General features: G+C 44.2%; 23 protein-coding genes. 15 read left to right on the forward strand and 8 right to left on the reverse strand.

What is annotated here, in order from left to right:
• Positions 1-24 precede the first annotated feature (24 nt).
• The 3 genes from E7Z59_RS03895 (at position 25) to E7Z59_RS03905 (ending at position 2656) form a co-directional block, all read left to right on the forward strand.
• Positions 25-333 carry a hypothetical protein gene (locus E7Z59_RS03895; protein ID WP_136334967.1) on the forward strand — a complete coding sequence of 103 codons (309 nt, stop codon included), beginning with the start codon at positions 25-27 and terminating at the stop codon, positions 331-333.
• Positions 334-416: 83 nt separating this feature from the next.
• Positions 417-1994 carry a SulP family inorganic anion transporter gene (locus tag E7Z59_RS03900; RefSeq protein ID WP_136334968.1) on the forward strand — a complete coding sequence of 526 codons (1578 nt, stop codon included), beginning with the start codon at positions 417-419 and terminating at the stop codon, positions 1992-1994.
• A 35-nt stretch (positions 1995-2029) separates the two neighbouring features.
• Positions 2030-2656, forward strand: a complete 627-nt coding sequence (locus E7Z59_RS03905) for a carbonic anhydrase (RefSeq protein WP_136334969.1) — start codon at positions 2030-2032, stop codon at positions 2654-2656.
• A gap of 56 nt (positions 2657-2712) precedes the next feature.
• Here E7Z59_RS03905 and E7Z59_RS03910 read toward each other — a convergent pair whose 3' ends face one another.
• Positions 2713-3237, reverse strand: a complete 525-nt coding sequence (locus tag E7Z59_RS03910; RefSeq protein ID WP_136334970.1) for a CvpA family protein — start codon at positions 3235-3237, stop codon at positions 2713-2715.
• Positions 3238-3299: 62 nt separating this feature from the next.
• Between E7Z59_RS03910 and E7Z59_RS03915 the strand changes: the two genes are divergently transcribed.
• The 7 genes from E7Z59_RS03915 (at position 3300) to E7Z59_RS03945 (ending at position 11683) form a co-directional block, all read left to right on the forward strand.
• Positions 3300-3656: a hypothetical protein gene (locus tag E7Z59_RS03915; protein WP_136334971.1), complete on the forward strand. Its 357-nt coding sequence runs from the start codon at positions 3300-3302 to the stop codon at positions 3654-3656.
• A gap of 13 nt (positions 3657-3669) precedes the next feature.
• Positions 3670-4353, forward strand: a complete 684-nt coding sequence (locus tag E7Z59_RS03920; RefSeq protein WP_136334972.1) for a ceramidase domain-containing protein — start codon at positions 3670-3672, stop codon at positions 4351-4353.
• A gap of 49 nt (positions 4354-4402) precedes the next feature.
• A complete protein-coding gene (locus E7Z59_RS03925; RefSeq protein ID WP_136334973.1) occupies positions 4403-5422 on the forward strand; it encodes a phenylalanine--tRNA ligase subunit alpha in 1020 nt (339 codons plus the stop codon).
• A gap of 23 nt (positions 5423-5445) precedes the next feature.
• Positions 5446-5844: a hypothetical protein gene (locus tag E7Z59_RS03930; protein ID WP_136334974.1), complete on the forward strand. Its 399-nt coding sequence runs from the start codon at positions 5446-5448 to the stop codon at positions 5842-5844.
• 137 nt (positions 5845-5981) lie between these two features.
• Complete coding sequence (locus tag E7Z59_RS03935; RefSeq protein ID WP_136334975.1) at positions 5982-7103, forward strand: efflux RND transporter periplasmic adaptor subunit; 1122 nt, start codon at positions 5982-5984, stop codon at positions 7101-7103.
• A gap of 9 nt (positions 7104-7112) precedes the next feature.
• A complete protein-coding gene (locus tag E7Z59_RS03940) occupies positions 7113-10277 on the forward strand; it encodes an efflux RND transporter permease subunit (protein ID WP_136334976.1) in 3165 nt (1054 codons plus the stop codon).
• Positions 10274-11683: an efflux transporter outer membrane subunit gene (locus E7Z59_RS03945; RefSeq protein WP_136334977.1), complete on the forward strand. Its 1410-nt coding sequence runs from the start codon at positions 10274-10276 to the stop codon at positions 11681-11683. The genes E7Z59_RS03940 and E7Z59_RS03945 overlap by 4 nt, the downstream gene beginning before the upstream one ends.
• Before the next feature lies 1 nt (position 11684).
• On the opposite strand, the gene E7Z59_RS03950 is transcribed toward E7Z59_RS03945, so the two are convergent.
• Genes E7Z59_RS03950 through E7Z59_RS03965 form a run of 4 tightly spaced genes read right to left on the reverse strand, consistent with a single transcriptional unit; the run spans position 11685 to position 14653 of the window.
• A complete protein-coding gene (locus E7Z59_RS03950) occupies positions 11685-12554 on the reverse strand; it encodes a 3-keto-disaccharide hydrolase (protein WP_136334978.1) in 870 nt (289 codons plus the stop codon).
• 18 nt (positions 12555-12572) lie between these two features.
• Complete coding sequence (gene azu / locus E7Z59_RS03955; RefSeq protein ID WP_136334979.1) at positions 12573-13085, reverse strand: azurin; 513 nt, start codon at positions 13083-13085, stop codon at positions 12573-12575.
• Positions 13086-13121: 36 nt separating this feature from the next.
• On the reverse strand, positions 13122-13667 hold the full coding sequence (locus E7Z59_RS03960; RefSeq protein ID WP_136334980.1) for a 2'-5' RNA ligase family protein: 546 nt from the start codon (positions 13665-13667) through the stop codon (positions 13122-13124).
• Between the two features lie 5 nt (positions 13668-13672).
• The gene (locus E7Z59_RS03965) at positions 13673-14653 is read right to left on the reverse strand and encodes a YheT family hydrolase (protein WP_136334981.1); all 981 of its coding nucleotides are present in this window, start codon (positions 14651-14653) and stop codon (positions 13673-13675) included.
• Positions 14654-14741: 88 nt separating this feature from the next.
• Here E7Z59_RS03965 and E7Z59_RS03970 point away from each other — a divergent pair, with 88 nt between their 5' ends.
• Positions 14742-15221: an acyl-CoA thioesterase gene (locus E7Z59_RS03970; protein WP_136334982.1), complete on the forward strand. Its 480-nt coding sequence runs from the start codon at positions 14742-14744 to the stop codon at positions 15219-15221.
• Here E7Z59_RS03970 and E7Z59_RS03975 read toward each other — a convergent pair.
• Genes E7Z59_RS03975 through E7Z59_RS03985 form a run of 3 tightly spaced genes read right to left on the reverse strand, consistent with a single transcriptional unit; the run spans position 15218 to position 17254 of the window.
• On the reverse strand, positions 15218-16105 hold the full coding sequence (locus tag E7Z59_RS03975) for a DMT family transporter (protein ID WP_136334983.1): 888 nt from the start codon (positions 16103-16105) through the stop codon (positions 15218-15220). The two genes, E7Z59_RS03970 and E7Z59_RS03975, sit on opposite strands and share 4 nt — an antisense overlap.
• Before the next feature lie 5 nt (positions 16106-16110).
• A complete protein-coding gene (locus E7Z59_RS03980) occupies positions 16111-16464 on the reverse strand; it encodes an arsenate reductase family protein (protein ID WP_136334984.1) in 354 nt (117 codons plus the stop codon).
• Between the two features lie 37 nt (positions 16465-16501).
• The gene (locus tag E7Z59_RS03985) at positions 16502-17254 is read right to left on the reverse strand and encodes a DUF3298 and DUF4163 domain-containing protein (RefSeq protein ID WP_168731235.1); all 753 of its coding nucleotides are present in this window, start codon (positions 17252-17254) and stop codon (positions 16502-16504) included.
• A gap of 94 nt (positions 17255-17348) precedes the next feature.
• Here E7Z59_RS03985 and E7Z59_RS03990 point away from each other — a divergent pair, with 94 nt between their 5' ends.
• From E7Z59_RS03990 to E7Z59_RS04005, 4 genes are all read left to right on the forward strand, one after another.
• Positions 17349-18509 (forward strand): cystathionine gamma-synthase, encoded by a 1161-nt coding sequence (locus E7Z59_RS03990; RefSeq protein ID WP_136334986.1) that lies wholly within the window; start codon positions 17349-17351, stop codon positions 18507-18509.
• A 107-nt stretch (positions 18510-18616) separates the two neighbouring features.
• Complete coding sequence (gene gdhA / locus E7Z59_RS03995) at positions 18617-19957, forward strand: NADP-specific glutamate dehydrogenase (RefSeq protein ID WP_136334987.1); 1341 nt, start codon at positions 18617-18619, stop codon at positions 19955-19957.
• 97 nt (positions 19958-20054) lie between these two features.
• Entirely contained in the window at positions 20055-20771 is a 717-nt protein-coding gene (gene recO / locus E7Z59_RS04000) for a DNA repair protein RecO (protein ID WP_136334988.1), read from the forward strand.
• 8 nt (positions 20772-20779) lie between these two features.
• The gene (locus tag E7Z59_RS04005) at positions 20780-23191 is read left to right on the forward strand and encodes a TonB-dependent receptor (protein ID WP_136334989.1); all 2412 of its coding nucleotides are present in this window, start codon (positions 20780-20782) and stop codon (positions 23189-23191) included.
• The last annotated feature ends 20 nt before the right edge of the window (positions 23192-23211 follow it).

A 23211-nucleotide genomic window follows, 5' to 3' on the forward strand; every position in this document is an offset into this window, starting at 1 on the left:
AGCTTGTAAGAAGAAGAAGATTTTTTGAAAACTAAGGAAAGAATATACCTGTTCACCTTCCTTTTTAGTTTTTGCACTTTTATTATCAGTCCCTCTATCCTGGTACTGCTTGAAGAGCACCAGGATATTGCCTATTATTTTAATGTGTCTGAAGAAGAGGAAAGCAAGGAAGAAGGGAAGGAAAATGAGATGAACGAAAGTTTCGTGCTTCATACCCACGAGCTCGATATGGTATGCCTGTATACGGAGTATAAGGTATTCTTTCACCTTCAACCCACCGAAGATGAGGTCTTTCTGTCTCCGGTATTACCCCCTCCCGAAATTATTTCCTGACCTCAGATACCTTATAAACAAACCAATTTTCATCTATATGTTCTCATCTTTTTGAACTTATAGATAACTCTTAATATACTTTTATGTTTAAGCATTTAAAAAATGACCTGCCAGCAAGTTTGGTGGTATTCTTTGTTGCTTTACCCCTATGTCTGGGTATCGCATTAGCCAGTGGAGCTCCACTGTTTTCAGGACTAATAGCAGGAATCGTTGGGGGGATGGTAGTAGGTGCCTTAAGTGGTTCCAATCTCGGGGTAAGCGGGCCGGCAGCCGGTCTGGCTGTGATTGTTCTCAATGCCATAACCGACCTTGGCAGTTGGGAGATTTTTCTTGTAGCCGTTGTACTCGGAGGGGTATTACAGATCCTTCTCGGGGTGATCAAAGCCGGGGTTATAGGGTATTATTTTCCTTCCTCGGTAATTAAGGGGATGCTCGCCGGTATCGGGATCATCATATTCCTCAAGCAATTGCCTCACGCTGTTGGGTATGATTCTGATTATGAAGGCGACATATCTTTTAGGCAGGCTGATGGTGAAAATACCCTTACAGCCCTGGCTAATATGATAGATAATGTTTCGCCAGGAGCCATTACTGTGACACTCATTTCCCTTTGTATATTGCTGTTGTGGGAACTTGTGCTGACTAAAAAATCAGATATTTTTAAAATTATACCGGGGCCCCTGGTAGCTGTGATTGTTGGGGTTATTTACAATTTCCTGATAGCTGCCGATAGTGCCTTTGGCATCTCTGCAGATCATTTGGTTTCTGTACCCGTTCCGGAAAGCGCTTCCGACTTTGTTAGTCAGTTTGCCTTTCCTGATTTCAGTGCGATAACCCGTTACGATGTCTGGATCACCGGGATCACCCTGTGTATTGTGGCAAGTTTAGAGACCTTGTTGTCGGTGGAGGCCACAGATAAACTGGACCCTCAAAAGAGAACAACCCCCACCAACAGAGAATTATTTGCCCAGGGTACAGGGAATATTGTTTCCGGTCTGATCGGAGGTCTTCCTATCACCCAGGTAATTATTCGAAGTAGTGCCAATGTACAATCAGGAGGTAAAACAAAGATGTCGACCATCATACACGGGTTTCTCTTACTGACCTCTGTGATCATTATACCTACCTTGTTAAATAAGATCCCGTTGGCTGTATTAGCCGCAGTACTCCTGGTAGTGGGATATAAACTTGCAAAGCCGTCACTCTTTAAAAGAATGTACAGCCTGGGCCGGGATCAGTTCATTCCCTTTATAGTTACCGTTCTTGGAGTAGCCTTTACCGATCTGCTGTTAGGTATTGGCCTTGGTTTGGGAATCGGTATTTTGATGATCCTGATCAAAAATTACCAGAATTCGCACTTTTTGCACATTGTGGAGAAAGATGACGGAGTACACACGGTTCGGATGACGCTCTCTGAGGAAGTGAGCTTTCTGAATAAGGGAGCTATTTTACGGGAGTTAAATTCACTTCCCGAAAAAACACATCTTGAATTAGATGTAACGAAGTGTATTCGTCTTAATTATGATATACTGGAGATCCTGGATGAATTTTTATATCGTGCAGGTCCTAAAGAGATCACTATTACCGTGATTTCAGAAAAAGGGATATTTGAGAATCCCAAAAGCTTTACAAAACTATTTTTAACCTCAAAAGTGGCTTAAGTACCGGGCCATGTATCATATAAATTAATTTAGAAATGGATCTTAAAACAATTTTTAGTAATAACGCTTCCTGGATTCAAGGTAAGCTCGATACAGATAAGGACTTCTTTGAAAAACTGGGCAAGGGACAAAGCCCGGAATTGCTTTACATCGGTTGCTCTGATAGCCGGGTAACAGCTGAAGAGCTTATGGGCTTAGAGCCAGGAGAGGTTTTTGTACACAGAAACATTGCCAATGTGGTTTCAAATATTGACCTGAACTCCATGTCGGTCATTGAATATGCTGTGAACCACCTGAAGGTAAATCATGTGGTGATCTGCGGCCACACCAGTTGTGGAGGGGTTAAAGCGGCTATGCAGGCTGCAGACCTAGGGTTGTTGAATCCCTGGCTCCGAAATATCAGAGATGTGTACCGTTTACATAAAGACGAACTCAATGCTATTTCTGATGAAAGCAAGCGTTATGATCGCCTGGTGGAACTGAATGTTCAGGAGCAATGTGTAAACCTGATCAAAACGGCTGCCGTACAGAAAGCCTATAAGGAAAGAGGGTTAAAAGTTCACGGTTGGGTTTTCGACATTCACTCAGGAAAACTGATTGACCTGGAGATCGATTTTGAAGGGATATTGGAAAATATTATGGAGATCTACGATCTTGGATAAATAAAAAGCCTCTTCACAGAGGCTTTTTTTATGGTGTAGCACTATCCAATACCTGCTTACAGGTTTTCTTCCTGCTCCCGGAGTTCTCCCAATTCTGTGTCGTCTTTTAAGATCATTTGAAAGACAAAATTGCCCAGGTCTTTCACAGGGGAATAGAGTACTGAAGATTCTGTGCTTTCTTCGTTAATGACAGGAATGGATACGTTGAGTCTTGAGGTAAATATGAGTAAACCTCCAACGATCACGATAAATTTCAGCGCTCCAAAAACACTTCCCATAAGTTTGTTAAGCAAACCAAGAGCAGCGATGTCGGCCAGCTTGGTTAATAATTTCCCGATAAGGGAAACGGCTAAAAGAATCACGATAAAGGTAATGGCAAAAGCGGCGAGATTGATATAATCTTCATTCCAGTCAAGGCGTTGCGATAAGTAAATACCTGCGATATAAGAGAAATGAATGGCCCCGAAAACGCCCGCGATCAGGGCAACCAGCGATGCAACCTCAACGAATAATCCGTTGATAAATCCTTTGATCAGCCCATAGAGAATAAGGGCACCAAGAATAATATCGATAAAATTCATGATAGCAGGTATTTAAGCAAATATATGATTTGAAGTTCTTATTTTTGCAAAAAAAGATTGTTATGGCTCGCGATGCGGAACTTAAGCTCAGATGGGATACCCTTGTCCGGAAATTATCAGATCGGTTCGCCGATGGCGATGAACTCGATCTGGATTCTGTGATCTACCTGGTAGGTGTTCAGGAGCTCGGTCAGTTGCACCGTCGTTTTAAAAAGGACGAAAAGGTCAACCTGATGCATATCGCAATTTGCCGTTTACTGGAACCTTACGGATATTACGAATTCGATTTTTTTGATGACGATGGCTGGCCGCATTACCGGTTTAAAGAAGAATTGCCTGTTCTTAAGCCCGGCGAGCAAAGTGTCTTGATGAAGGAAGCAATTGTAAACTACTTCCTGGAAATGGAGTTTATAGAGTAAAAAATTAACGCTCATGGTTATTCAGCATTTCCCAAATGATACCGGACCTATCTATGCTGAAACCTTAGCGGGAAGATTTCCCGTAGAACCTTTTAACACCCTCAGTAACCTGGTGTTTTTCTTTATCCTGGTGTACTGGAGTGTCAAGGTATATAAAAATCCAAAGGAGAACCGTTTTCTTTCCCTGGCATTACCCGTTCTTGGGGTGGGCTGGATAGGAGGAACCTTGTATCATGCTACCCGTAGTCATGAGATCTGGCTGCTGATGGACTGGGTGCCCATATTGCTGTTGTGCTTTGCAGCGGTGCTGTATTTCATTTTTAAATTAATACGTCCGGCAGCCTATCGTCTGGCATTGCTGACGATCATAATTGGAATCTCTGTAGGGCTCAGATGGCTTCCGGTTCCTAAAGGCTATGTGCTGACCATAGATTATGTGATCTCTGCGCTGACCGTTCTTATTCCCATCTTCCTCTATCTCAGAGCTACTAAATGGGTACATGGGAGTTGGGTTATTGCGGCTGTTTTGTGTTTTGGTGTTGCCATAGTTTTCAGGTACCTGGACGGAAGACAGGAGGTGTTGCCCTTTGGTACCCACTGGCTGTGGCATATCTTTGGCGGGGTCTCCGTATTCTTCATGTTTAAATACATTTATGAAGACAAACAACTTTCTCTGAATAAGATCTCAGCACCCTGAAGTATATACCAGAATTATTTTAAATTTGCCCATCCAAAGATCGAACGATATGATAGATACCATTAAGGATCATTTGTCTCAGGTAGAGGCATTTTCTGCCGACAACCTGAAGGATATAGAAGCTTTCAGAATTAAGTACTTAGGTAAAAAAGGCCTCTTGAATGAGTTTTTTGCTGCGTTCAAGGATGTTCCCGGTGAGCAGAAGAAAGAATACGGGCAATCCATCAATCAACTCAAGAATGCTGCCCTTGAGAAAGTAAATGCCTTAAAGGAACAATTGGAAGAGAGCCGCTCTGAGGCGTCGGTCTATGGTGATCTTACCCGTCCGGGTACGCCAATGGAGATAGGAGCAAGACATCCAATTTCTATTGTAAAAAATCAAATCGTTGATATCTTTTCGCGTATTGGATTTAATGTATCTGAAGGTCCGGAAATGGAAGATGACTGGCATAATTTTACGGCCCTGAACCTTCCTGAATACCATCCGGCAAGAGACATGCAGGATACTTTTTTCATTCAGACAGATCCGGACATTCTACTGAGAACGCATACCTCTTCAGTACAGGTTCGATATATGGAAAATAACAAGCCGCCTATCAGAACAATTTCTCCAGGTAGGGTGTACCGGAATGAAGCCATCTCTGCAAGGTCACATTGCTTCTTTCATCAGGTGGAAGGACTTTATATTGATAAGAATGTTTCTTTCGCAGATCTCAAACAAACCCTTCAATATTTTACCACAGAGATGTTCGGTAAGTCTAAGATAAGACTCAGACCTTCTTATTTCCCATTTACCGAGCCAAGTGCTGAGGTAGATGTGTACTGGGGCCTTGAAACAGAAACGGATTACCGTATGACCAAAGGTACCGGTTGGCTTGAGATCATGGGTTGCGGTATGGTAGATCCAAATGTACTTGAAAATTGTGGTATAGACTCTAAAGAGTATTCGGGTTTTGCCTTTGGAATGGGTATTGACAGGATCGCCTTGTTACTGCATCAGATCTCTGATATACGTATGTTAAGTGAAAATGATGTGCGTTTCCTGGAACAGTTTAAGACCGTATTGTAAGCAACACGAGACCGGGATCAGTTATGAGAAAAGATATTGAAATACCCAAAGCAGAAGGAGTCAGATTATTGGCAGTGCAGGAATTTCATGAAGAGCTTGGAGAAATGGTCTGGAATATCTACTTATACAATGCAGGTAGTCGGGTAATGGATACTGTCATGGTGGTTTTAAGAGGGTCTTCTGAAGACCGTGAAACCTCGGTGATGAGAAAATCACTGAGTCGCCTGGAACCGGGATCATATGCTCGTTTAGAAATTCTTCGTGAAGAATTGCTGGCTTTTAAAAATGAATATCTGATCACCTATTTTGATCAGGAAAAAATGTTCGAGAAGAACTTTACCCTGGCTCCCGGTACTATCAAAGAAGACCGTATAAAGCCCATAGAGGAGGCCGGTTTATCAGGGATCGTATTTGACAGTTAAAGGGCTGGAACTCTACATATTAAGAATTGTATTTATAAGGCTAAAATATTGATTATCAATATTTTAGCCTTATTTTTAGAAGAACAAATAAGCAATCGCCGCAAATCTTGTTTTCGTTTTTTGAACCAAAATTCAAGATGAAGTATATGCGGTTTTTCTTTATTCTACTGTTTTCCATTGTTTTATTGGGTTGTAAGGATAAGGGTTCGGAAGGAGCTCAGGAAACTTCGGGGCCACCTCCCATTAAAGTGCTCGAAGTAAAAAAGGGCAGTATTACCGGATACCAAAATTTTCCTACAAGTATTCAGGGAATCATAAGCAGTAAGGTCAGGGCCAAGGTTTCAGGGTATATCCAGGAAGTATTGGTGGATGAAGGTGAGCGGGTGGTTCAGGGACAGCCGATGTTTCGTCTGGAAACAGAAACCCTCGATGAAGATGCTCAGGCAGCCCGGGCTTCGGTCAATGCCGCCCAGGTAGAAGTTGATAAACTCATCCCTCTGGTGGAACAAAATATTATCAGCGCTGTACAGCTTGAAACAGCGCGGGCCAACCTGGCCAGGGCAAAAAGCAACTACAACAGCATCAGCGCCAAGATCGGATATGCCACGGTAAAAAGCCCGGTAAACGGTTTTGTGGGGTCAATTCCCTATCGTGAAGGAACCCTGGTAAGTCCTAATGACCCCAGGCCTCTAACCACGGTGAGCAATATTGAACGAGTATTCGCTTTCTTTTCTATGAATGAGACCCAATACCTCGATTTTTTACAGGAGTCTGAAGGAACTACCATAGAAGAAAAGATTAGAAATTTCCCGCCTGTCTTACTGCAGCTGGCCAATGGATCTGTGTATGGTATGGAAGGGAAGATCGAAACCGTTTCCGGGCAGATCAATCCGGAATCGGGTACCGTTAGTTTTCGTGCGGTTTTTGACAATCCGGACATGCTTCTCAGTGATGGTAACAGTGGGACGATCAAGGTTCCCGCAGTATATGATGATCATCTTCTGGTTCCCGAACGTTCTGTTTACGACCTTCAGGGAGAGATCTTTGCCTACAGGGTAAGAGATGATAATACTGTAGAAGGGGTGAAGCTGGAATATATAGATAATGTGGACGCCCAATATGTTGTGACAGGAGGGCTTCAACCCGGAGACATGATCGTTGCTATTGGTCCGGGAAAACTTCGGCCCAGCCAGAAAATAGATCCGCAGCCCGTTCCTTATGACAGTGTAGCGAAGCCCATAGAATCGATATTTAAATAGATCAACCCTATGTTTAAGACCTTTATTGAGCGACCTGTTCTATCCACCGTAATATCGATCATCATCGTTATCCTCGGGGTTTTGGGCTTATTGACTTTGCCGGTGGAGCAATATCCTGATATTGCACCGCCAACGGTGAGGATCGTGACTACCTTTCCCGGAGCTAGTGCCGAGACGGTTATTGAAAGTGTGGTTATACCCATTGAAGAACAGGTAAATGGGGTTGAAGGAATGACCTATATCACTTCAAGGGCTACCAATAGCGGGGGATGTACCATCACCGTATATTTCGAGCAAGGGGTTGATCCGGATATAGCGGCGGTAAATGTTCAGAATAAGGTAGCCCAGGCTACTCCTTTTCTTCCTCCGGAGGTGGTGAAAATGGGGGTGATGGTGCGAAAGCAGCAAACCAGTGCCTTGATGTTCATGTCGGTATATTCTACTTCCGATACATATGATGAGACCTTTATCACCAATTATCTTAACATTAACGTGGTACCGGCCTTTAAGCGAATTAGCGGAGTGGGTGACGTCAGGGTGTTCTCTGCCCGTAACTATTCTATGAGAATTTGGCTCAAGCCGGAAAAGCTTGCCTCCTATAACCTGCAGCCGTCGGATGTGGCCGCGGCCTTGAATGAACAATCCCTAGAGGCTGCCCCAGGATACCTGGGGGAGGGCAGCGGAGAGACCTTTACCTATAAGATCAGGTATAGCGGAAGGTTTAGAACGCAGGAACAATACGAGAATATTGTGATCAAAGCACTGGATAACGGACAGTTCCTGAGGCTTAAAAATATTGCAGACGTAAAATTTGAATCCTACTCGTATTCTTATACCTCCTACACTAATGGCCTGCCAAGCATCGTTATGGCTGTCTACCAGGTTAAAGGCTCCAATGCACAGGCCCTTATCGAAGAGCTAAAGCAGGAGCTTGCAGTCATGGAAGAAGATTTTCCGGAAGGGTTGGAGGTTGATATTGCCTATGATACCAATCAATTCCTGGAAGCTTCCATTGAAAAGGTAACCCATACCCTCTTTGAGGCGTTTGCCCTGGTGTTCCTGGTCGTCTTTATATTCCTTCAGAATTTCAGGGCAACTTTGGTTCCGGCAATCGCCGTTCCGGTATCGATAATAGGTGCCTTCTTTTTTCTTAAGATGTTCGGGTATTCAGTGAACCTTTTAACCTTATTTGCATTGATCCTTGCCATTGGGGTGGTTGTTGATGATGCCATCGTTGTGGTGGAGGCTGTAGAGTCAAAGCTTGAGGAGGGAGCTAAAAATGCACTCGATGCAACCCTGGAAGCTATGGATGAGATCACTCCGGCTATTATATCCATGACCCTGGTAATGGGGGCTGTTTTTGTGCCTGTAACCTTTCTATCGGGTCCGACAGGAGTGTTCTATAAACAGTTCGGGGTAACCCTGGTCATGGCCATTTTTGTTTCGGCTATTAACGCCTTAACCCTGAGCCCGGCTCTGAGTGCTATCTTGCTTAAACCCCACCATCATAAGGAGGGGGCAAAGCGCAATATCCTGCAAAAGTTCTTTGATTGGTTCAATCGCAGGTTTGAAGCATTCAAGCGGATGGTTGGGAATTCGCTGGCCTTCCTGGTGAGTCATAAATGGGTGGTGGTAAGCATTCTTGTGTTGGCGGTGGCAGGAATTATTTGGGCCTCCAAAACAACGAAATCAGGGTTTGTTCCTAATGAAGACCGTGGGATGGTCTTTGTAGACATTCAGTTGCCCCCCGGGTCTTCTCTTGATCGCACTGATGAGATCATGAAGGAACTGAACGTAAAGGTGAGAGACATATACGGGGTAACGGGAACGACCCTCGTAGGAGGATTTAGCGTATTAAGCGGGTCGGGGAGTAATTTTGCCCTGGGGATGATTAAATTTCTCCCATGGGAAGAACGCGAGGCCGACTCTTTATCTGTTCAAAGTTTATTGCAAAAGCTTTTTGCTGTCGGGGCCACCATTCCCGAGGCGAATATTATTTTCTTCTCCCCTCCCAGTGTGCCGGGCTTCGGTGCTGCATCAGGATTTGAGGTGAATCTCCTCGATCGTTCCGGAGGGTCTGCCGAAAGTCTCAGTCAGGCCAATAATGAGTTTTTACAGGCCCTGAATACCGATCCGGTCATTAAATATGCCAGATCTTCTTTTGATGTACGCTATCCTCAGTATGAATTGATCATGAACGTAGCGGCGGCAAAGCAAAGAGGGGTTTCTGTGCGTAATATTCTCAGTACCATACAGGGATACATAGGAGGGATCTATGCGGCCGACTTTGCCCGTTTCGGCCGACAGTTTCGCGTTAAGATACAAGCCTATCCTAACGACAGAAACAACCTAAATGACTTCAATCAGTTATATGTTCGGAATAATGAAGGAACAATGGCACCCGTTTCAGAGTTCGTTACCATGAAAAGGGTATATGGCCCCCAGTCGGTTACCAGGTTCAATTTGTTTAATTCTACCAAGATCACAGGAGAATCAAATCCGGGCTACAGTACCGGAGATGCTATAAGGGTGATTGAAGAAAAGGCTTCAGAACTGGGAGCAAATTATTTTGTGGATTATTCGGGCCTTACCAGAGAAGAGGTCAGCGCCGGGAACCAAGCCATAATGGTTTTCCTGCTTTGCATCATCTTTACCTACCTCTTCTTATCGGCCCAATACGAAAGTTATTTTTTACCATTCGCCATTTTATTGTCCCTGCCTATCGGGATACTTGGGGCATTTCTGTTTACCAAATTCCTGGGTTATGAGAACAATGTGTTCTTCCAGATCGCCTTGATCCTTTTGGTCGGTCTTCTTGCTAAGAACGCCATTCTGATCGTGGAGTTCGCCTTATTGGCTCGTAAACAAGGAAAGAGCTTGAAAGATGCTGCCATACAGGGAGCTGTGCAGAGGGTCAGGCCTATTTTTATGACCTCTTTTGCCTTTGTGCTTGGGCTTCTTCCTCTGGCCATCGCTACGGGTGCAGGAGCCGCAGGTAACCGGTCAATAGGTACAGGGGCCGCAGGTGGAATGCTTGTGGGTACCGTATGTGGAGTGTTTGTAGTGTCTGTACTATTTGTGATCTTCCAATGGCTGCAGGAAAAGATTGTTGGCCTACCTAAAGAACTTAGAAAACGTGAGGCTGTGGATAACGCTAAACAAAAAAATACATGAGGAAGGCAGGGGCATTAAAAGTCATTTTTATCCTGTTGGCAGCAGGTTCGTTATTTCAATCCTGTTTCGTGGCCAAAAATTATGAACGTCCGGAGGTGCAGGAAATAGAAAGCCAGGACCTTTACCGTATCTCAGAGGAGGTAGTAGACAGTCAGTCACTGGGCATGGTCTCCTGGAGAAACTTTTTTAAAGACAGTTTGCTGAATGACTATATCAGTGAAGCCATTGAGAACAATCTGGATCTTCAGATCGCAGCACAACAGGTGCTTATAGCTGAGTCTTTGCTTAAACAGGGGGAAGCACGATTCTTACCCAGATTGGATGCCCGTGCGAGTTTTGGGAGTTACTCATTCTCCGAAAACGTCACCAATCCACCCCCAAACCTTGATTCCAGAGAATTTTCTCTGAGTGGTAATCTGAGCTGGGAAGCTGATATCTGGGGTAAGATCAGAAGTAATAAAAGGGCTCTTGAAGCCTCCTTCTACAGGACCGAAGCGGTAAAGAATGCGGTAACCTCTTCTCTGGTGGCCGGTATTGCCTCTTTATATTATGAATTGTTGTCACTGGATGCCAAACTGGCCTTGGTGAACAGGGCTATTGAGATACGGGGTAAGGCTGTTAATGCTATGAAAGGGCTTAAAGAGGCAGGGATGACCAACGAGGTAGGGGTGCAGCAAACCCTGGCGCTCCAATACAACTCAGAGGCAGTGCAGGTTCAGGTGGAGAACCAGATCAGGGTGCTTGAAAATGCATTTTCGGTATTGCTTGGGCGCGTACCCGGACCTATTGAAAGGGGCAATTTCAGAAATGTACAGCTCGACGTGGAGTTGAAGACCGGAGTACCCTATCAACTTCTTCAGAATCGACCTGATATCATAGCGTCCGAATTTGCCTTCCGTCAGGCTTTTGAGTTCACGAACCTGGCCAGGAGCAATTTCTATCCTGCCTTAACCCTGAATGCATCGGGAGGGGCGTTGAGCCAGGATATTGATAACTGGTTAAGTGCAAGTTCAATATTTTCTTCCATCATAGCCGGTTTAACACAGCCCTTATTCAGACAACGGGAAATACGTATCCAATATGAGAATGCCCAAAGCCGCCAGGAGCAGGCCTTTTATAATTTCAGACTTTCATTGCTGACGGCTGGTAGAGAGGTTTCTGATGCCCTCTACAATATTGATGCAGCCGACCGACTCTCAACTATAAAATTAAAGGAGTTGGAAGCCAATACCATGGCGACCCGGTATTCGGGTATTTTATTAACACAGGGATATGCAGATTACCTGGAAGTGCTAAACGCAAATACCAATCAGTTGATCAGTGAATTCGACTATGTAAATGCCAGGTTACTGGTATTGCAATCTAAAATTGAGCTGTACCGCGCCCTGGGTGGTGGCTGGAGATAGGTTATTCAGAAGATGGCCCTTGCGGTAGTTCCTGTATTATTTTCGCCAGTACCTCCTTATCACTGACTAAATTTTCAAGATTCACCAAAGCAATATTCCGAAAGTCGATAGGGTGGCTTTCACTTTGCAATGCGATATAGCCTTCTTTCAGGGGAGTGCCTGCCTGTCTGAACTTTTCATCAGCATCTTCAGCCATGTCCCCACCCAATTGAGGGTGTGTATATCGAAGCACTTCCTTTCCATTTACATAATGCACCACCAGGGAATCACCGAGTACGAGAAACCCCGCTCTTATCCATTCATTGCCATGAAATGTTGGGGCATCTGCTGTAATGCAATGTGGTGTTACCAGGGTGTCGGCCATTTTAACATGGGTGCCGGGAGTGCAAAGATTCATGGTGGGTCGTTCATCCTGGCCATTCCCTCCCAGGAACTGGCCTTCCAGACTTACCGGGAAGTTCTGATCTTTTTTCATAGAAGCAGCAGACTGAGAATGAAACATAACGCCGCTGTTTTTAAAGGCCCAGCCTTCACCTCCGCGGGATTGAACCCCGTCAAAACGGTATTCCAATGAAAGGAAATAAGAGGAAAAAGGTTTCTTGTAAAAAAGGTGCCCAAAGCGGTTTTCAAAATTCTCATAATTGCGGTAAGAAACTGAAATAGCACCGTCTTTCACAATGAAGGTCCCAAGGGAATCCATTCCGGGTTCCTCACCTTTTATTTTTGGGGTCCATCCTTCCAGGTCCTGACCATTAAATAAAGAAACCCACTCAGGAGCAACGGCTTCCTGAGGGGCTTCTGTATTTGAATTAGTATTTCTTTTGCATCCCGCAACAAGAAGCAATAGAAATACGTAGGTAGTAAATTTCATAATGAAATGCCTTCCGGGTTATTCAACGATAAAGGTCCCCTGCATTTGAGCAAAGTGTCCGGGGAAGGTGCACAAAAATTGATAAGTTCCCGGAGCAGGAGGGTCAAAAGTAACGGTGTCAGATTCTCCTCCGCCTAGCATTTTGGTGTGAACGATCACATCTTCAGTTCCTTCAGGAATGTAGTCATTGTCCATGGCAGCCGAAGCTTTAGAGGCAAATCCAACCAGGTCTGTCCCTTCTTTAAGCAACACCCAGTTATGTCCCATCACCTTGATGTCTAGTTTTCCTATGTGCTTCAACGTAAGGGTTACTGGCTCACCTGCTTTAACTCGGATTTCCTTGGTGCTGTATTTCATGAGGTCGTCGCCCGTAATAAGCACTTCGTTCTGAGATTTTTCTTCAGAAGTGTCTTTATTTTCCTGGGCTTGCTCGTATTGAAAACCTTCTTTTTTTTCTTCTTTTTTGGTCTCTCCACAGCCAATAGAAAATACAAGGCTGAGGCAGGTTACTAATCTGATAATAGTGTTCATAATTGATCTTTATTTTAAAGCTAATATAAGGATTTCTCAGGGTTGGCTAAACGGAAAATCCCGGTAAACTTCCCAGTGATCTCCTCTGTGTTTTAGTATGGAAAAAGACTTGACCTCAAAAGAGCGTCGGTATTTCCGGTCTTTGAAAGCTTCCCAGCAGTCAGGAAAACGATCTGCAGACAGATCGCGATTTGCTATGGTAATATGTGGATGAAACCTTTCGGGGAGCTTCTTGTCTGAAAAACTATGAACTTCTCTTAAATGATCCTGTAGGGAAGTACGTAAAGATCGTAATTCCTTGTCGGGTAAAACGTCCACAAAGACCACTCTGTGATCAAAGTGATCAAAATCTTTTACCGAACAGTTAAAAGAGGTCTGCTCCCCAGCAAGCAGAGTTAAAGAATTCAGTAGCAATGCCTCCTGTTCTTCTTCGAAATGAAACGGCATCTGAAGGGTAATATGAGCAGGCGACCTTAAGGCATGACTGGATTTAAATTCCTTGCTGATCTCGAGTTTAAATGCTTTGATCTCTTCCCTGATCTCATTGGGGGGTAATACCGCTATATAATACATGGTTTTCATGACTGTCAGATCGATCCGGCATTTTTGACTTTTTCTTTCAGAAACTTCAGGGCTCTATGTTCATTGTAGTACAGATTATTGGTGTCGTAAAACCCGACGTGGCCACCATATTTCGGTATTTCAAGATAGACCTCCGAATGGTTCTCTGCTATAGGAACCGGGTAGCATTCTTCGCAAAGAAAGCTGTCATTCTGAGCATTTAGTATGTAAGTTGGAACGTTTATATTTTCTAGGTGAGGCAAGCTGCTTGCACGTTCATAGTAATCCAGTCCATCCAGAAAACCGTGTGCTTTGGCCGTGTAAATGTCATCAAAATCTCTTAAAAGTCGAACCTTGTTGAAATCTTCGTTCCTGATCTTTTCAGGATAGAAGTGTTGCTTTTCACGTAATTTTCCAAGGAGATGTTTTTTGAACCTGCGGGCGTATAAATAATTCTCTGTTTCATGCAGTGCCAGCATGGAATGAAACAGTGAACAGGGCACAGAAACGGCAATTCCGGCCTTAACCTCTTTTGGGATGTCGTCGTAGCTGCCTAGATATTTCAGGGTAACATTGCCTCCCAGGCTGAAACCTTTTATAATAATATTCTCGTATTTATCGGTTTGCAGTATATGGCGGATAATCCTATCCAGATCATCGGTGACGCCTGAATGATAGGAGCGGTACAGCCGGTTGGGTTCTCCGCTGCATCCCCTGAAGTTAACCGCACAGATGTCTATGCCAGCATTTAGAAAAGCTTTTGCTGCTCCCAGTATATAGGGCCTTTGGGCATTGCCTTCCAGGCCGTGAAGCAGAATGGCTACAGTGTTGTTTTGCTGTTTTGCAAAACTCCAGTCTATATCTATAAAGTCACCGTCGTCAAGCTCCACCCGTTCTCTTTCCTGCCCGGGATTTTCAACCTCCCTGATCAGTCCTGAGTATATGGTGGCAAAATGCCCGTTTTTGAACAGCAAAGGCGGATTATAGTTGGAGGATGCTATTGGCATGATCGAACTTTTAAAATAAAGATAACAAGGTTTTACTAAAAAGATTCTACTTTTGGCATAGTATTATGCACGCATAACATTTTGAACTATGTATTTTAAGGAATTTGAGATCAGATGGAATGACCTGGATGCCAATCGTCATCTGGCAAACAAAGCTTATATAGAATTTGCTGCTCACACAAGAATGTCCTTTTTGCTGGAGCGGGGGTTTGATCATTCATTATTGGATAAGCTGAATATTGGTCCGGTTGTTTTTTTTGAACATATTTATTATTTCAAGGAGGTTTTTGCGGGAAAACCGGTAAAGGTTTCTCTCGAACTCAGCGGATTGAGTGAAGACGGGATGTTTTTTGAATTCCGCCACAATTACTACGACTACAAAGGCCGCAATGTAGCTCACTGCGAGATCATGGGAGCCTGGATCGACCTGGAAACAAGAAAACTTATTGGTCTGCCTGAGGAGGTTCGTGCCTTTTTAAAAGAGAGTGACCGGTCTGATGAATTCAGGGTACTGACTAAAGAGGATACCCGGAAACATCAAAAGCGCCCGGTCAATATTGAGCTTTAGGCCTTGTTCTTTCGGGATACCAGGAATACCCCGTAAAATACCATGATGGAGGCAGCGGCCTTTACCAGGTTGAGTTCATCTGCTCCTGCCAGAAGTGCAAAGGCGATGGCGATTATAGGTTGAAGGTAGATAAATGCCCCGATCGTTGAGGCTTTTAATTCTTTTAGGGCAAAGATATTTAAGAGGTAGGTGAGGAAGGTGGTGCCGATAACCACGAAAGCCATCTTCCATACCGCTTCAAAGGGGAGTTGTGTCCATTCAACCTCCATAAATTCTCCCAAAGTCACCGGAAGGTTAATAAAGATGGCCGAAAGAAAGAGCCACTTCATAAGGGTAATGGCGTGATATTTAGCCGTAAGTGGTTTTACCAAAATAAGGTAAATAGCATAACTGGTGGCGTTGATAATAAAAAGCGTATTGCCCAGAGGGATATTAGGGGCATCCTGGCGAACCTCCTGCCCGTAAAGTACAAGCATGAGCGCGCCGGCAAAGCCGATCAGTATCCCAATACTTCTCTTAAGAGTGATCTTTTCTCCGATCAATAAGGCCGACAGAATGAATACAATGATGGGCGAGATCGTAATGATCACGGAGCTGTTGATAGGGGTTGAAAGTGACAGCCCTTTGAAGAACATCAACATATTGATGACCATTCCAAATATGGCACACGCAAGAAGCCGTTTCCAGTCTCTGGGATCTATCTTTTCTTTCGGCCCCCAAAGGCTGATGATCCAGAACAATACGGAGGCCCCGATAACCCTGAGTAAGATTAGTCCGAAAGGCTTGATGTATACAGGCATGAGGCCTTTGGCAATCGTGTGATTCATGCCGTAGATCGCGCTGGCTCCAAAGGCCGCCAGTAAGGCCAGGGTACGATTATTCATCAGGATTAGCTGCTCAGTGCAGATTTTGCTTCGGCAACTGTTTTTTTACTGTTACCTGCAAACACCTCCGTGCCGAGAACAAGAACCGGTCGTTTTAGAAAGGTGTATTGTTCAAGAATGAGGCTGCGAATATCATCTTCCGAAAGTGTTTCATCCTTGAGTCCTCTTTGCTTGTACAACTGACTTCTTTTGTTTAACAAAGACTCATAGCTCTTTGTCGAGGCATACAGATGATCGAGCTCTTCTGGTGTAATAGGTGTTTTCTTGATATCCTGAAGCTCAATGTCTACCGGGAGATCGAGTTCTTTCATGATTCTTTTACAGGTGTCGCAGGTGCTGAGGTAATAGAATTTTTTCATACTTAAAGTTAAGACTTCACTTTTGAATAGTAACCGGTTAAATACGACTCTTCCCCTTAAATCTTAAATAGTTGTTCACCTCTTCATAAGGAATGTCAATAATGATCTGGCCTTCAGAATACGGCGCTATTTCATAAGGATTGTAGATCAGTTTTAGTCCGGAGGTGGTATATCCTATATTTTCCGGCAGGTGAAAACGATCGCCTTCAAACATGAATCCCTGTTCGTTAAGGGGTGAATCATCATCCAGCTGGTATTGAGCTCTGAATTTTTTCTCTGCCAGGGCCATGAATCCTTTTTGGTCTTGCACCAGGTGAGGAGTGTCTATCATCTCCCCTTCAGTTTTGCTGAACAGGAGGTAGTGAGAGCTGCCATATCCGTGTGCACCCCCGGTGTATGAATACGTTTCCATGCAAATGACCAAAAGCTGATCATCTTCGTAGCAGATCTCTCCATCAATGGTCGATTCCCAGTTCATGTTGTAGTCATCCGGGAAGTCATTCTTGATCTTCTGATAGGCTTTTCTGAATTCAGCGACCGCTTCTTCCACCGTAGCTGATTCCTGGTCGGGAGAAAGGTCGATAGCCCTGATCACCCATCGATTCAGGGAGGCGTTGATCTTTTTTTCTTTACGATTTTTTCCGGCAGCCATGGGGTATTGTAATTCAATACGGGCACAGGCGTCACAGGCAGGATCTGCCATGGAGTAGGTAGTAACCTCTATTTCGGCATCAGATTGACATGCAATAAGGGAAAACAGGAGAGCAATAAACAGCAACTTCTTCATCATGATCGGGGACTTTTGATCTCTAAGCGTATAAAGATACATGGTTCTTTGTATTGGGAAAAACAAAAATTACATTTGTTAAAAATACCATACCAGTATGAATGATAAGAACATAGCATTTAATACCAAGACCATACACGGTGGTCAGGAGCCTGATAAAGCCTATGGGGCCGTAATGCCTCCTATCTATCAAACCTCCACCTACGCTCAGACCACCCCGGGAGGTCACAAGGGTTTTGAATACTCAAGAAGTGCAAACCCGACCAGGACCGCCCTGGAGAATAGTCTGGCAAGTATAGAAGGGGGTGAATACGGTCTTGCCTTCAGCAGTGGCCTGGCAGCTATTGATGCGGTCATGAAGCTGCTCTCTCCCGGAGATGAGGTGATCTCGACCAATGACCTCTACGGGGGCAGTTATCGCTTGTTCACAAAGATATTTGAAGGGTTCGGAATTCGGTTCCACTTTGTTGATATGAAAGATGCCCACAAGGTAGCAGAACTTGTTAACGATAATACAAAGTTGCTTTGGGTAGAAACCCCTACCAATCCAATGATGAATATTATCGACCTGAAAGCCATGGTAAAGATCGCTCAGGAGCATAAACTTCTCCTGGCGGTAGACAACACCTTTGCCACCCCTTATCTGCAGCGACCCCTGGAGCTGGGGGCAGATATAGTAATGCATTCAGCTACCAAATACCTGGGAGGTCATAGTGATGTGATCATGGGCGGACTGATCGTTAAAAATAAGGAGTTGGCAGACCGTTTGTATTTTATTCAGAATGCTAGTGGTGCAGTGCCGGGTCCGATGGATAGTTTCCTGGTATTAAGAGGTATAAAAACACTGCATGTGAGAATGCAGCGACACTGCGAAAATGGTGCTGCGATCGCACACTATCTCAAAAAGCATCCTAAGGTTGAAAAAGTATACTGGCCGGGCTTTGAGGATCATCCCAATCACGAGGTGGCCAAAGCACAGATGAACGATTTTGGTGGAATGATATCTTTTGTTCCTAAAGGGGGGCAATTTGAAGATGCGGTAAAGATCATTGAAAATCTTAAGGTATTTACGCTTGCCGAGTCATTGGGAGGGGTAGAGTCATTGGCCGGTCACCCTGCAAGTATGACCCACGCCTCCATTCCGAAGGAAGAACGTGAAAAGAGCGGAGTGGTTGACTCTTTGGTGCGTCTCAGTGTTGGAATCGAGGATGTGGAAGACCTGAAGAATGATCTTGAACAGGCCTTGAGTCATTTTTAACTACAACGTTTGAGAAATTCTTAAAATATGGGGGTCTATATTTTTTTATTTCCATAATTTTGACCCCAAATTATAAATCTTTCATTTATTAGATTTTTATGAAATCGATGGACAAAAAAATTGAAGTATTTATGGAGGAAGTAAAACTCCGTAATGCTCACGAGCCGGAGTTTCTCCAGGCGGTACAAGAGGTGGCAGAAACCGTGCTTCCTTATATCGCTCAACATGAAATTTACAACGGGAAGAACATTCTGTTAAGAATGGTTGAACCGGAAAGAGCGATCATGTTTCGTGTACCATGGGTTGATGATGAAGGCGAGATTCATGTTAACCGTGGATACAGGATCCAGATGAACTCTGCCATTGGACCTTATAAAGGAGGTCTTCGTTTCCACCCAACCGTTAATATGAGTATCCTTAAATTTCTTGCTTTTGAGCAGGTGTTTAAGAATAGCTTGACCACCCTGCCAATGGGAGGTGGTAAAGGAGGTTCTGACTTTGATCCAAAAGGAAAATCTGATGACGAGATCATGAGATTCTGTCACAGTTTTATGGCAGAGTTGGCTCGACATATTGGTCCAAATACCGATGTGCCTGCGGGTGATATCGGAGTGGGAAGTCGCGAGATCGGTTTCCTTTTCGGAATGTACAGAAAGATACGTAATGAATTCACCGGGGTGTTAACCGGTAAAGGGCTTTCCTGGGGTGGATCTCTTATCCGTCCGGAAGCTACCGGTTACGGTACCGTGTACTTCGCCGAGAATATGCTTGAAACTAAAGGAGAAAAGATAGAAGGAAAAACCGTAGTAATTTCAGGTTCCGGAAATGTGGCGCAATATGCCGCAGAGAAGGTGTTGCAGTTAGGCGGTAAAGTGGTTACCCTATCTGATTCTTCAGGATATATTTACGACAAAGACGGTATTGATGAAGACAAGCTTAAGTTCGTAATGGAGCTTAAGAATGAGAAACGTGGTCGTATTTCTGAATACGTAAAAGAGTATCCAAACGCTGAGTTTACCGAAGGTGGAACTCCATGGGGTGTTGCATGTGATGTGGCCTTGCCATGTGCTACTCAGAATGAGCTTAATGGTGAAGATGCTAAAAAACTGCTTGATAACGGATGTATTTGTGTGAGCGAAGGTGCTAACATGCCTTGTACTCCTGATGCTGTGAATACCTTCCTGGATCATAAGATCCTGTTTGCTCCCGGAAAAGCCTCCAATGCCGGAGGGGTGGCAACATCAGGTCTGGAGATGTCTCAAAACTCCCTGAGAGTGAGCTGGACCAGAGAGGAAGTAGATGAGCGTTTGAAAGGTATCATGAAGAACATTCACGCCTCGTGTATTGAATACGGTAAAGAAGGTGACTTTGTGAATTATGTGAAAGGAGCAAATATTGCCGGATTCGTTAAAGTAGCCGATGCAATGCTCGCACAGGGGGTAGTTTAATTCTACGCTCTTAGAAATATACAAGATAGCTTCCCTCAACAGGGAAGCTATTTTTTTTGATATTTTAGAGGCCGTTGAGCGGTAATTGTGCACATATATGATCATACATTCCCAAGCACTTGTTATTTCGGCTATAAAGTATGGCGATAACAGCCTTATTGTTAAATTATTTACCCGTTCATCAGGGTTGAGATCATATTTGGTAAGAGGAGTGCTTTCTTCCCGGAAGGGTAAAATGAAATCAGCCTACTTTCAGCCTTTAACCCAGCTCGAAATTGTAGCGAACCATAAAGACAAAGGGGGCTTGGAATACCTTAAAGAAGTTAAACTTCTGGTACACTACCAGACCCTCCAGTCTGACATCAGGAAAAGTACAGTGGTGATGTTTCTTTCAGAATTGCTCAACACAGCGCTTCAGGAAGAAGAGCCGAATGAACCCTTATTTGAATTTCTCAGCACTGCCTTTCAATGGCTTGATCATCACAGTGAGGCGGCCAATTTTCATATCGCTTTTTTAATTCACCTAAGCAGGTATCTGGGCTTTTACCCGGAAGACAGTAATACCGACCTGCCGTATTTTGACCTGAGAGAAGGAGAGTTTTCTGCGCAATCCCTGAACGAAACCATAAATGGAGAACTGTTAGTGAAGTTTGTCTTGTTTTTGGGTACAGATTTTGATGGAATGTCAACGATCAAAATGAACAAAAATCAACGCAGGGAACTGTTGAAATCACTGATAAGCTATTTTCAATTACATTTGCAGGGGTTCAAAGAACCCCGGTCCCTAAGTGTGTTGAACGATGTCTTTAATTAGAATTCGCTATGAGATTCCTACCATGTCTGATTGCTTTTGTATTCATGATAACCTTTTGCCATGCCCAGGAGATCGTTGTTGTTGATGCGGTTTCGGGTGATCCGGTGGTAAATGCCTCCATTACTGCAGAAGGGGTAAAATCATACAAGATCAGTGATGTTAACGGATCGGTTGATCTTTCAGACTTTGCCTCAGATGACCTGCTGGTTATTTCCCATGTAGCCTATCAAAGTATGCTTATTCGTAAAAGCCGGCTCCTGAGAGACGGTAGTAAGGTTATGCTGACACCTCTTTCAGAAGAGTTGGAAGAAGTGGTGCTTTCTGCCAGAAAGTGGGCTGAACCCAGGCAAAGTGTTGATCAGCGAATACTTGCAGTAACGAAGGAAGAGGTGCTTTTTTCGAATGCTCAAACCTCTGCAGATCTGCTTCAATCTACCGGAAAGGTTTTTGTTCAAAAAAGTCAATTAGGAGGAGGAAGTCCTATGATCAGAGGGTTTGCTACCAACAGGTTGTTGATCGTGGTAGATGGGGTGCGCATGAATAACGCTATTTTCCGAGGTGGAAATATTCAGAATATAATAGCTATCGATCCCTTGTCTGTAGATTCGGCAGAGGTGATCTTTGGTCCCGGCTCTGTAACCTATGGGAGTGATGCTATCGGAGGGGTGATGAGTTTTTACACCCTTGATCCGAAGATTCGACAAAGAGGTAATGACCTGGATGGAAGGGCTTTGGTTAGGTATTCAACTGCAAACAATGAAAGAACTGCCCATGCAGTCTTAAATTATGGAAGTGCAAAATGGGCCGGAGTCACCTCAGTAACAATATCAGATTTTAATGATCTTATAATGGGTAGTCACGGTCCGGAAGAATACCTGCGTCCTGAGTACGTGGTAAGGCAAGATGGGGTTGACCAGGTCGTGACTAATAGTAACGACAGAAAGCAAACGCCAACCGGATATGAACAACTGAATATCCTTCAAAAATTCACCTACCAACCTGTAAAAGACTGGTCGCTGAAAACCGGAATTATCTACAGTACAACGGGTAATTATGACCGCTACGATCGGTTAATTCGATATCGTGATAATGAGCCAAGAGCAGCAGAATGGTATTACGGCCCGCAAGAATGGTTGATGATAAATCTTACTGCCGAGCATTCTGGCAATGGGTGGTTGTATGACACTATGCGCTTTACCAATGCTTACCAGCAATTTAAAGAAAGCAGGCATGACCGCGGATTCATGGAAGAGTGGCTGTATGCAACTGAAGAGCGTGTGGATGCATTTTCGTCTAATCTCGATCTGGAAAAGCATTTCTCTAACCGTTCCCGTTTATATTACGGGGTAGAGTATGTATACAACAAGGTGGGTTCTTCGGGATATTCCCAAAACATTACCTCGGGTGCCGAGCAGGATATAGCCTCGCGATACCCTGATGGTTCCAGGTGGCAGTCGCTTGCGGCTTATGCAAATTTCAGCTACCAGCCTGATAGAAGAATGACATTGAGAGCAGGCGTTCGATATAATTATCTGGATATATTCTCTGACTTCAGTGAAAATAATGTCTTCTATAATTTTCCCTTTACCACTGCGAAGATCAATACTGATGCCCTGACCGGAAGTGCCGGACTGCACTGGAGTCAGAGTCGTACTTTTAGGGGGCATGTACAGTTTTCTACAGCTTTCAGGGCTCCTAATGTTGATGATGTTGGTAAGATCTTTGATTCTGAACCCGGATCGGTGGTGGTTCCAAATCCATCATTAAAACCTGAATATGCTTATAATGCCGACCTTGGTTTTCAGCTCAATCTCAAGGAGAAATTTAAATTTGATCTTTCTCTTTATCACACCTGGCTTAAAGATGCCATGGTTCGCAGAGATTTTACCTACCAGGGGGTAGAGCAGATAGAGTACAACGGTCAATTGTCAGATATTCAGGCCATTCAAAATGCGGCAAAAGCCAGGGTTTACGGATTAGAAGCCGGTGCTAACTGGCGAATCAGCAATACGTTAAGCGCCCTGGGTACACTTACCTATGTAAAAGGAGAAGAGGTGCTCGATAACGGCAGTACTGCCCCTTTGAGACATGCGGCGCCCCTATTCGGACGCGTGTTGCTTGAATGGCAAAAGAGCCGTGTTAAATTGGATCTGTGGACACAGTTTAACGGGGAGATCTCATTTGATGACCTTGCCGTGTCTGAGCAAGGAAAGCCGTATTTATATGCAGTTGATGCTAATGGCAACCCCTTTTCACCATCCTGGTACACCCTGAATATTCGGGGAGGTTATGAGGTGCTGAAAAATACCCGCTTGCAGGTCGCTTTAGAGAATATCACCGATCAACGTTACCGGACCTATTCTTCCGGAATTGCTGCTCCCGGCCGCAATCTGATCTTGTCTGTACGTCAAACTTTTTGATCCCGAGGTAAAAAAGAGTA

It is taken from the genome of Robertkochia marina (genome assembly GCF_004799345.1).
Taxonomy (GTDB): domain Bacteria; phylum Bacteroidota; class Bacteroidia; order Flavobacteriales; family Flavobacteriaceae; genus Robertkochia; species Robertkochia marina.

Coding starts and splice junctions, on each gene's coding strand:
- E7Z59_RS03900 (WP_136334968.1), top strand. CDS start 417: ATGTTTAAGCATTTAAAAAATGACCTGCCAGCAAGTTTGGTGGTATTC.
- E7Z59_RS03905 (WP_136334969.1), top strand. CDS start 2,030: ATGGATCTTAAAACAATTTTTAGTAATAACGCTTCCTGGATTCAAGGT.
- E7Z59_RS03910 (WP_136334970.1), bottom strand. CDS start 3,237: ATGAATTTTATCGATATTATTCTTGGTGCCCTTATTCTCTATGGGCTG.
- E7Z59_RS03915 (WP_136334971.1), top strand. CDS start 3,300: ATGGCTCGCGATGCGGAACTTAAGCTCAGATGGGATACCCTTGTCCGG.
- E7Z59_RS03920 (WP_136334972.1), top strand. CDS start 3,670: ATGGTTATTCAGCATTTCCCAAATGATACCGGACCTATCTATGCTGAA.
- E7Z59_RS03925 (WP_136334973.1), top strand. CDS start 4,403: ATGATAGATACCATTAAGGATCATTTGTCTCAGGTAGAGGCATTTTCT.
- E7Z59_RS03930 (WP_136334974.1), top strand. CDS start 5,446: ATGAGAAAAGATATTGAAATACCCAAAGCAGAAGGAGTCAGATTATTG.
- E7Z59_RS03935 (WP_136334975.1), top strand. CDS start 5,982: ATGAAGTATATGCGGTTTTTCTTTATTCTACTGTTTTCCATTGTTTTA.
- E7Z59_RS03940 (WP_136334976.1), top strand. CDS start 7,113: ATGTTTAAGACCTTTATTGAGCGACCTGTTCTATCCACCGTAATATCG.
- E7Z59_RS03945 (WP_136334977.1), top strand. CDS start 10,274: ATGAGGAAGGCAGGGGCATTAAAAGTCATTTTTATCCTGTTGGCAGCA.
- E7Z59_RS03950 (WP_136334978.1), bottom strand. CDS start 12,554: ATGAAATTTACTACCTACGTATTTCTATTGCTTCTTGTTGCGGGATGC.
- azu (WP_136334979.1), bottom strand. CDS start 13,085: ATGAACACTATTATCAGATTAGTAACCTGCCTCAGCCTTGTATTTTCT.
- E7Z59_RS03960 (WP_136334980.1), bottom strand. CDS start 13,667: ATGAAAACCATGTATTATATAGCGGTATTACCCCCCAATGAGATCAGG.
- E7Z59_RS03965 (WP_136334981.1), bottom strand. CDS start 14,653: ATGCCAATAGCATCCTCCAACTATAATCCGCCTTTGCTGTTCAAAAAC.
- E7Z59_RS03970 (WP_136334982.1), top strand. CDS start 14,742: ATGTATTTTAAGGAATTTGAGATCAGATGGAATGACCTGGATGCCAAT.
- E7Z59_RS03975 (WP_136334983.1), bottom strand. CDS start 16,105: ATGAATAATCGTACCCTGGCCTTACTGGCGGCCTTTGGAGCCAGCGCG.
- E7Z59_RS03980 (WP_136334984.1), bottom strand. CDS start 16,464: ATGAAAAAATTCTATTACCTCAGCACCTGCGACACCTGTAAAAGAATC.
- E7Z59_RS03985 (WP_168731235.1), bottom strand. CDS start 17,254: ATGATGAAGAAGTTGCTGTTTATTGCTCTCCTGTTTTCCCTTATTGCA.
- E7Z59_RS03990 (WP_136334986.1), top strand. CDS start 17,349: ATGAATGATAAGAACATAGCATTTAATACCAAGACCATACACGGTGGT.
- gdhA (WP_136334987.1), top strand. CDS start 18,617: ATGGACAAAAAAATTGAAGTATTTATGGAGGAAGTAAAACTCCGTAAT.
- recO (WP_136334988.1), top strand. CDS start 20,055: ATGATCATACATTCCCAAGCACTTGTTATTTCGGCTATAAAGTATGGC.
- E7Z59_RS04005 (WP_136334989.1), top strand. CDS start 20,780: ATGAGATTCCTACCATGTCTGATTGCTTTTGTATTCATGATAACCTTT.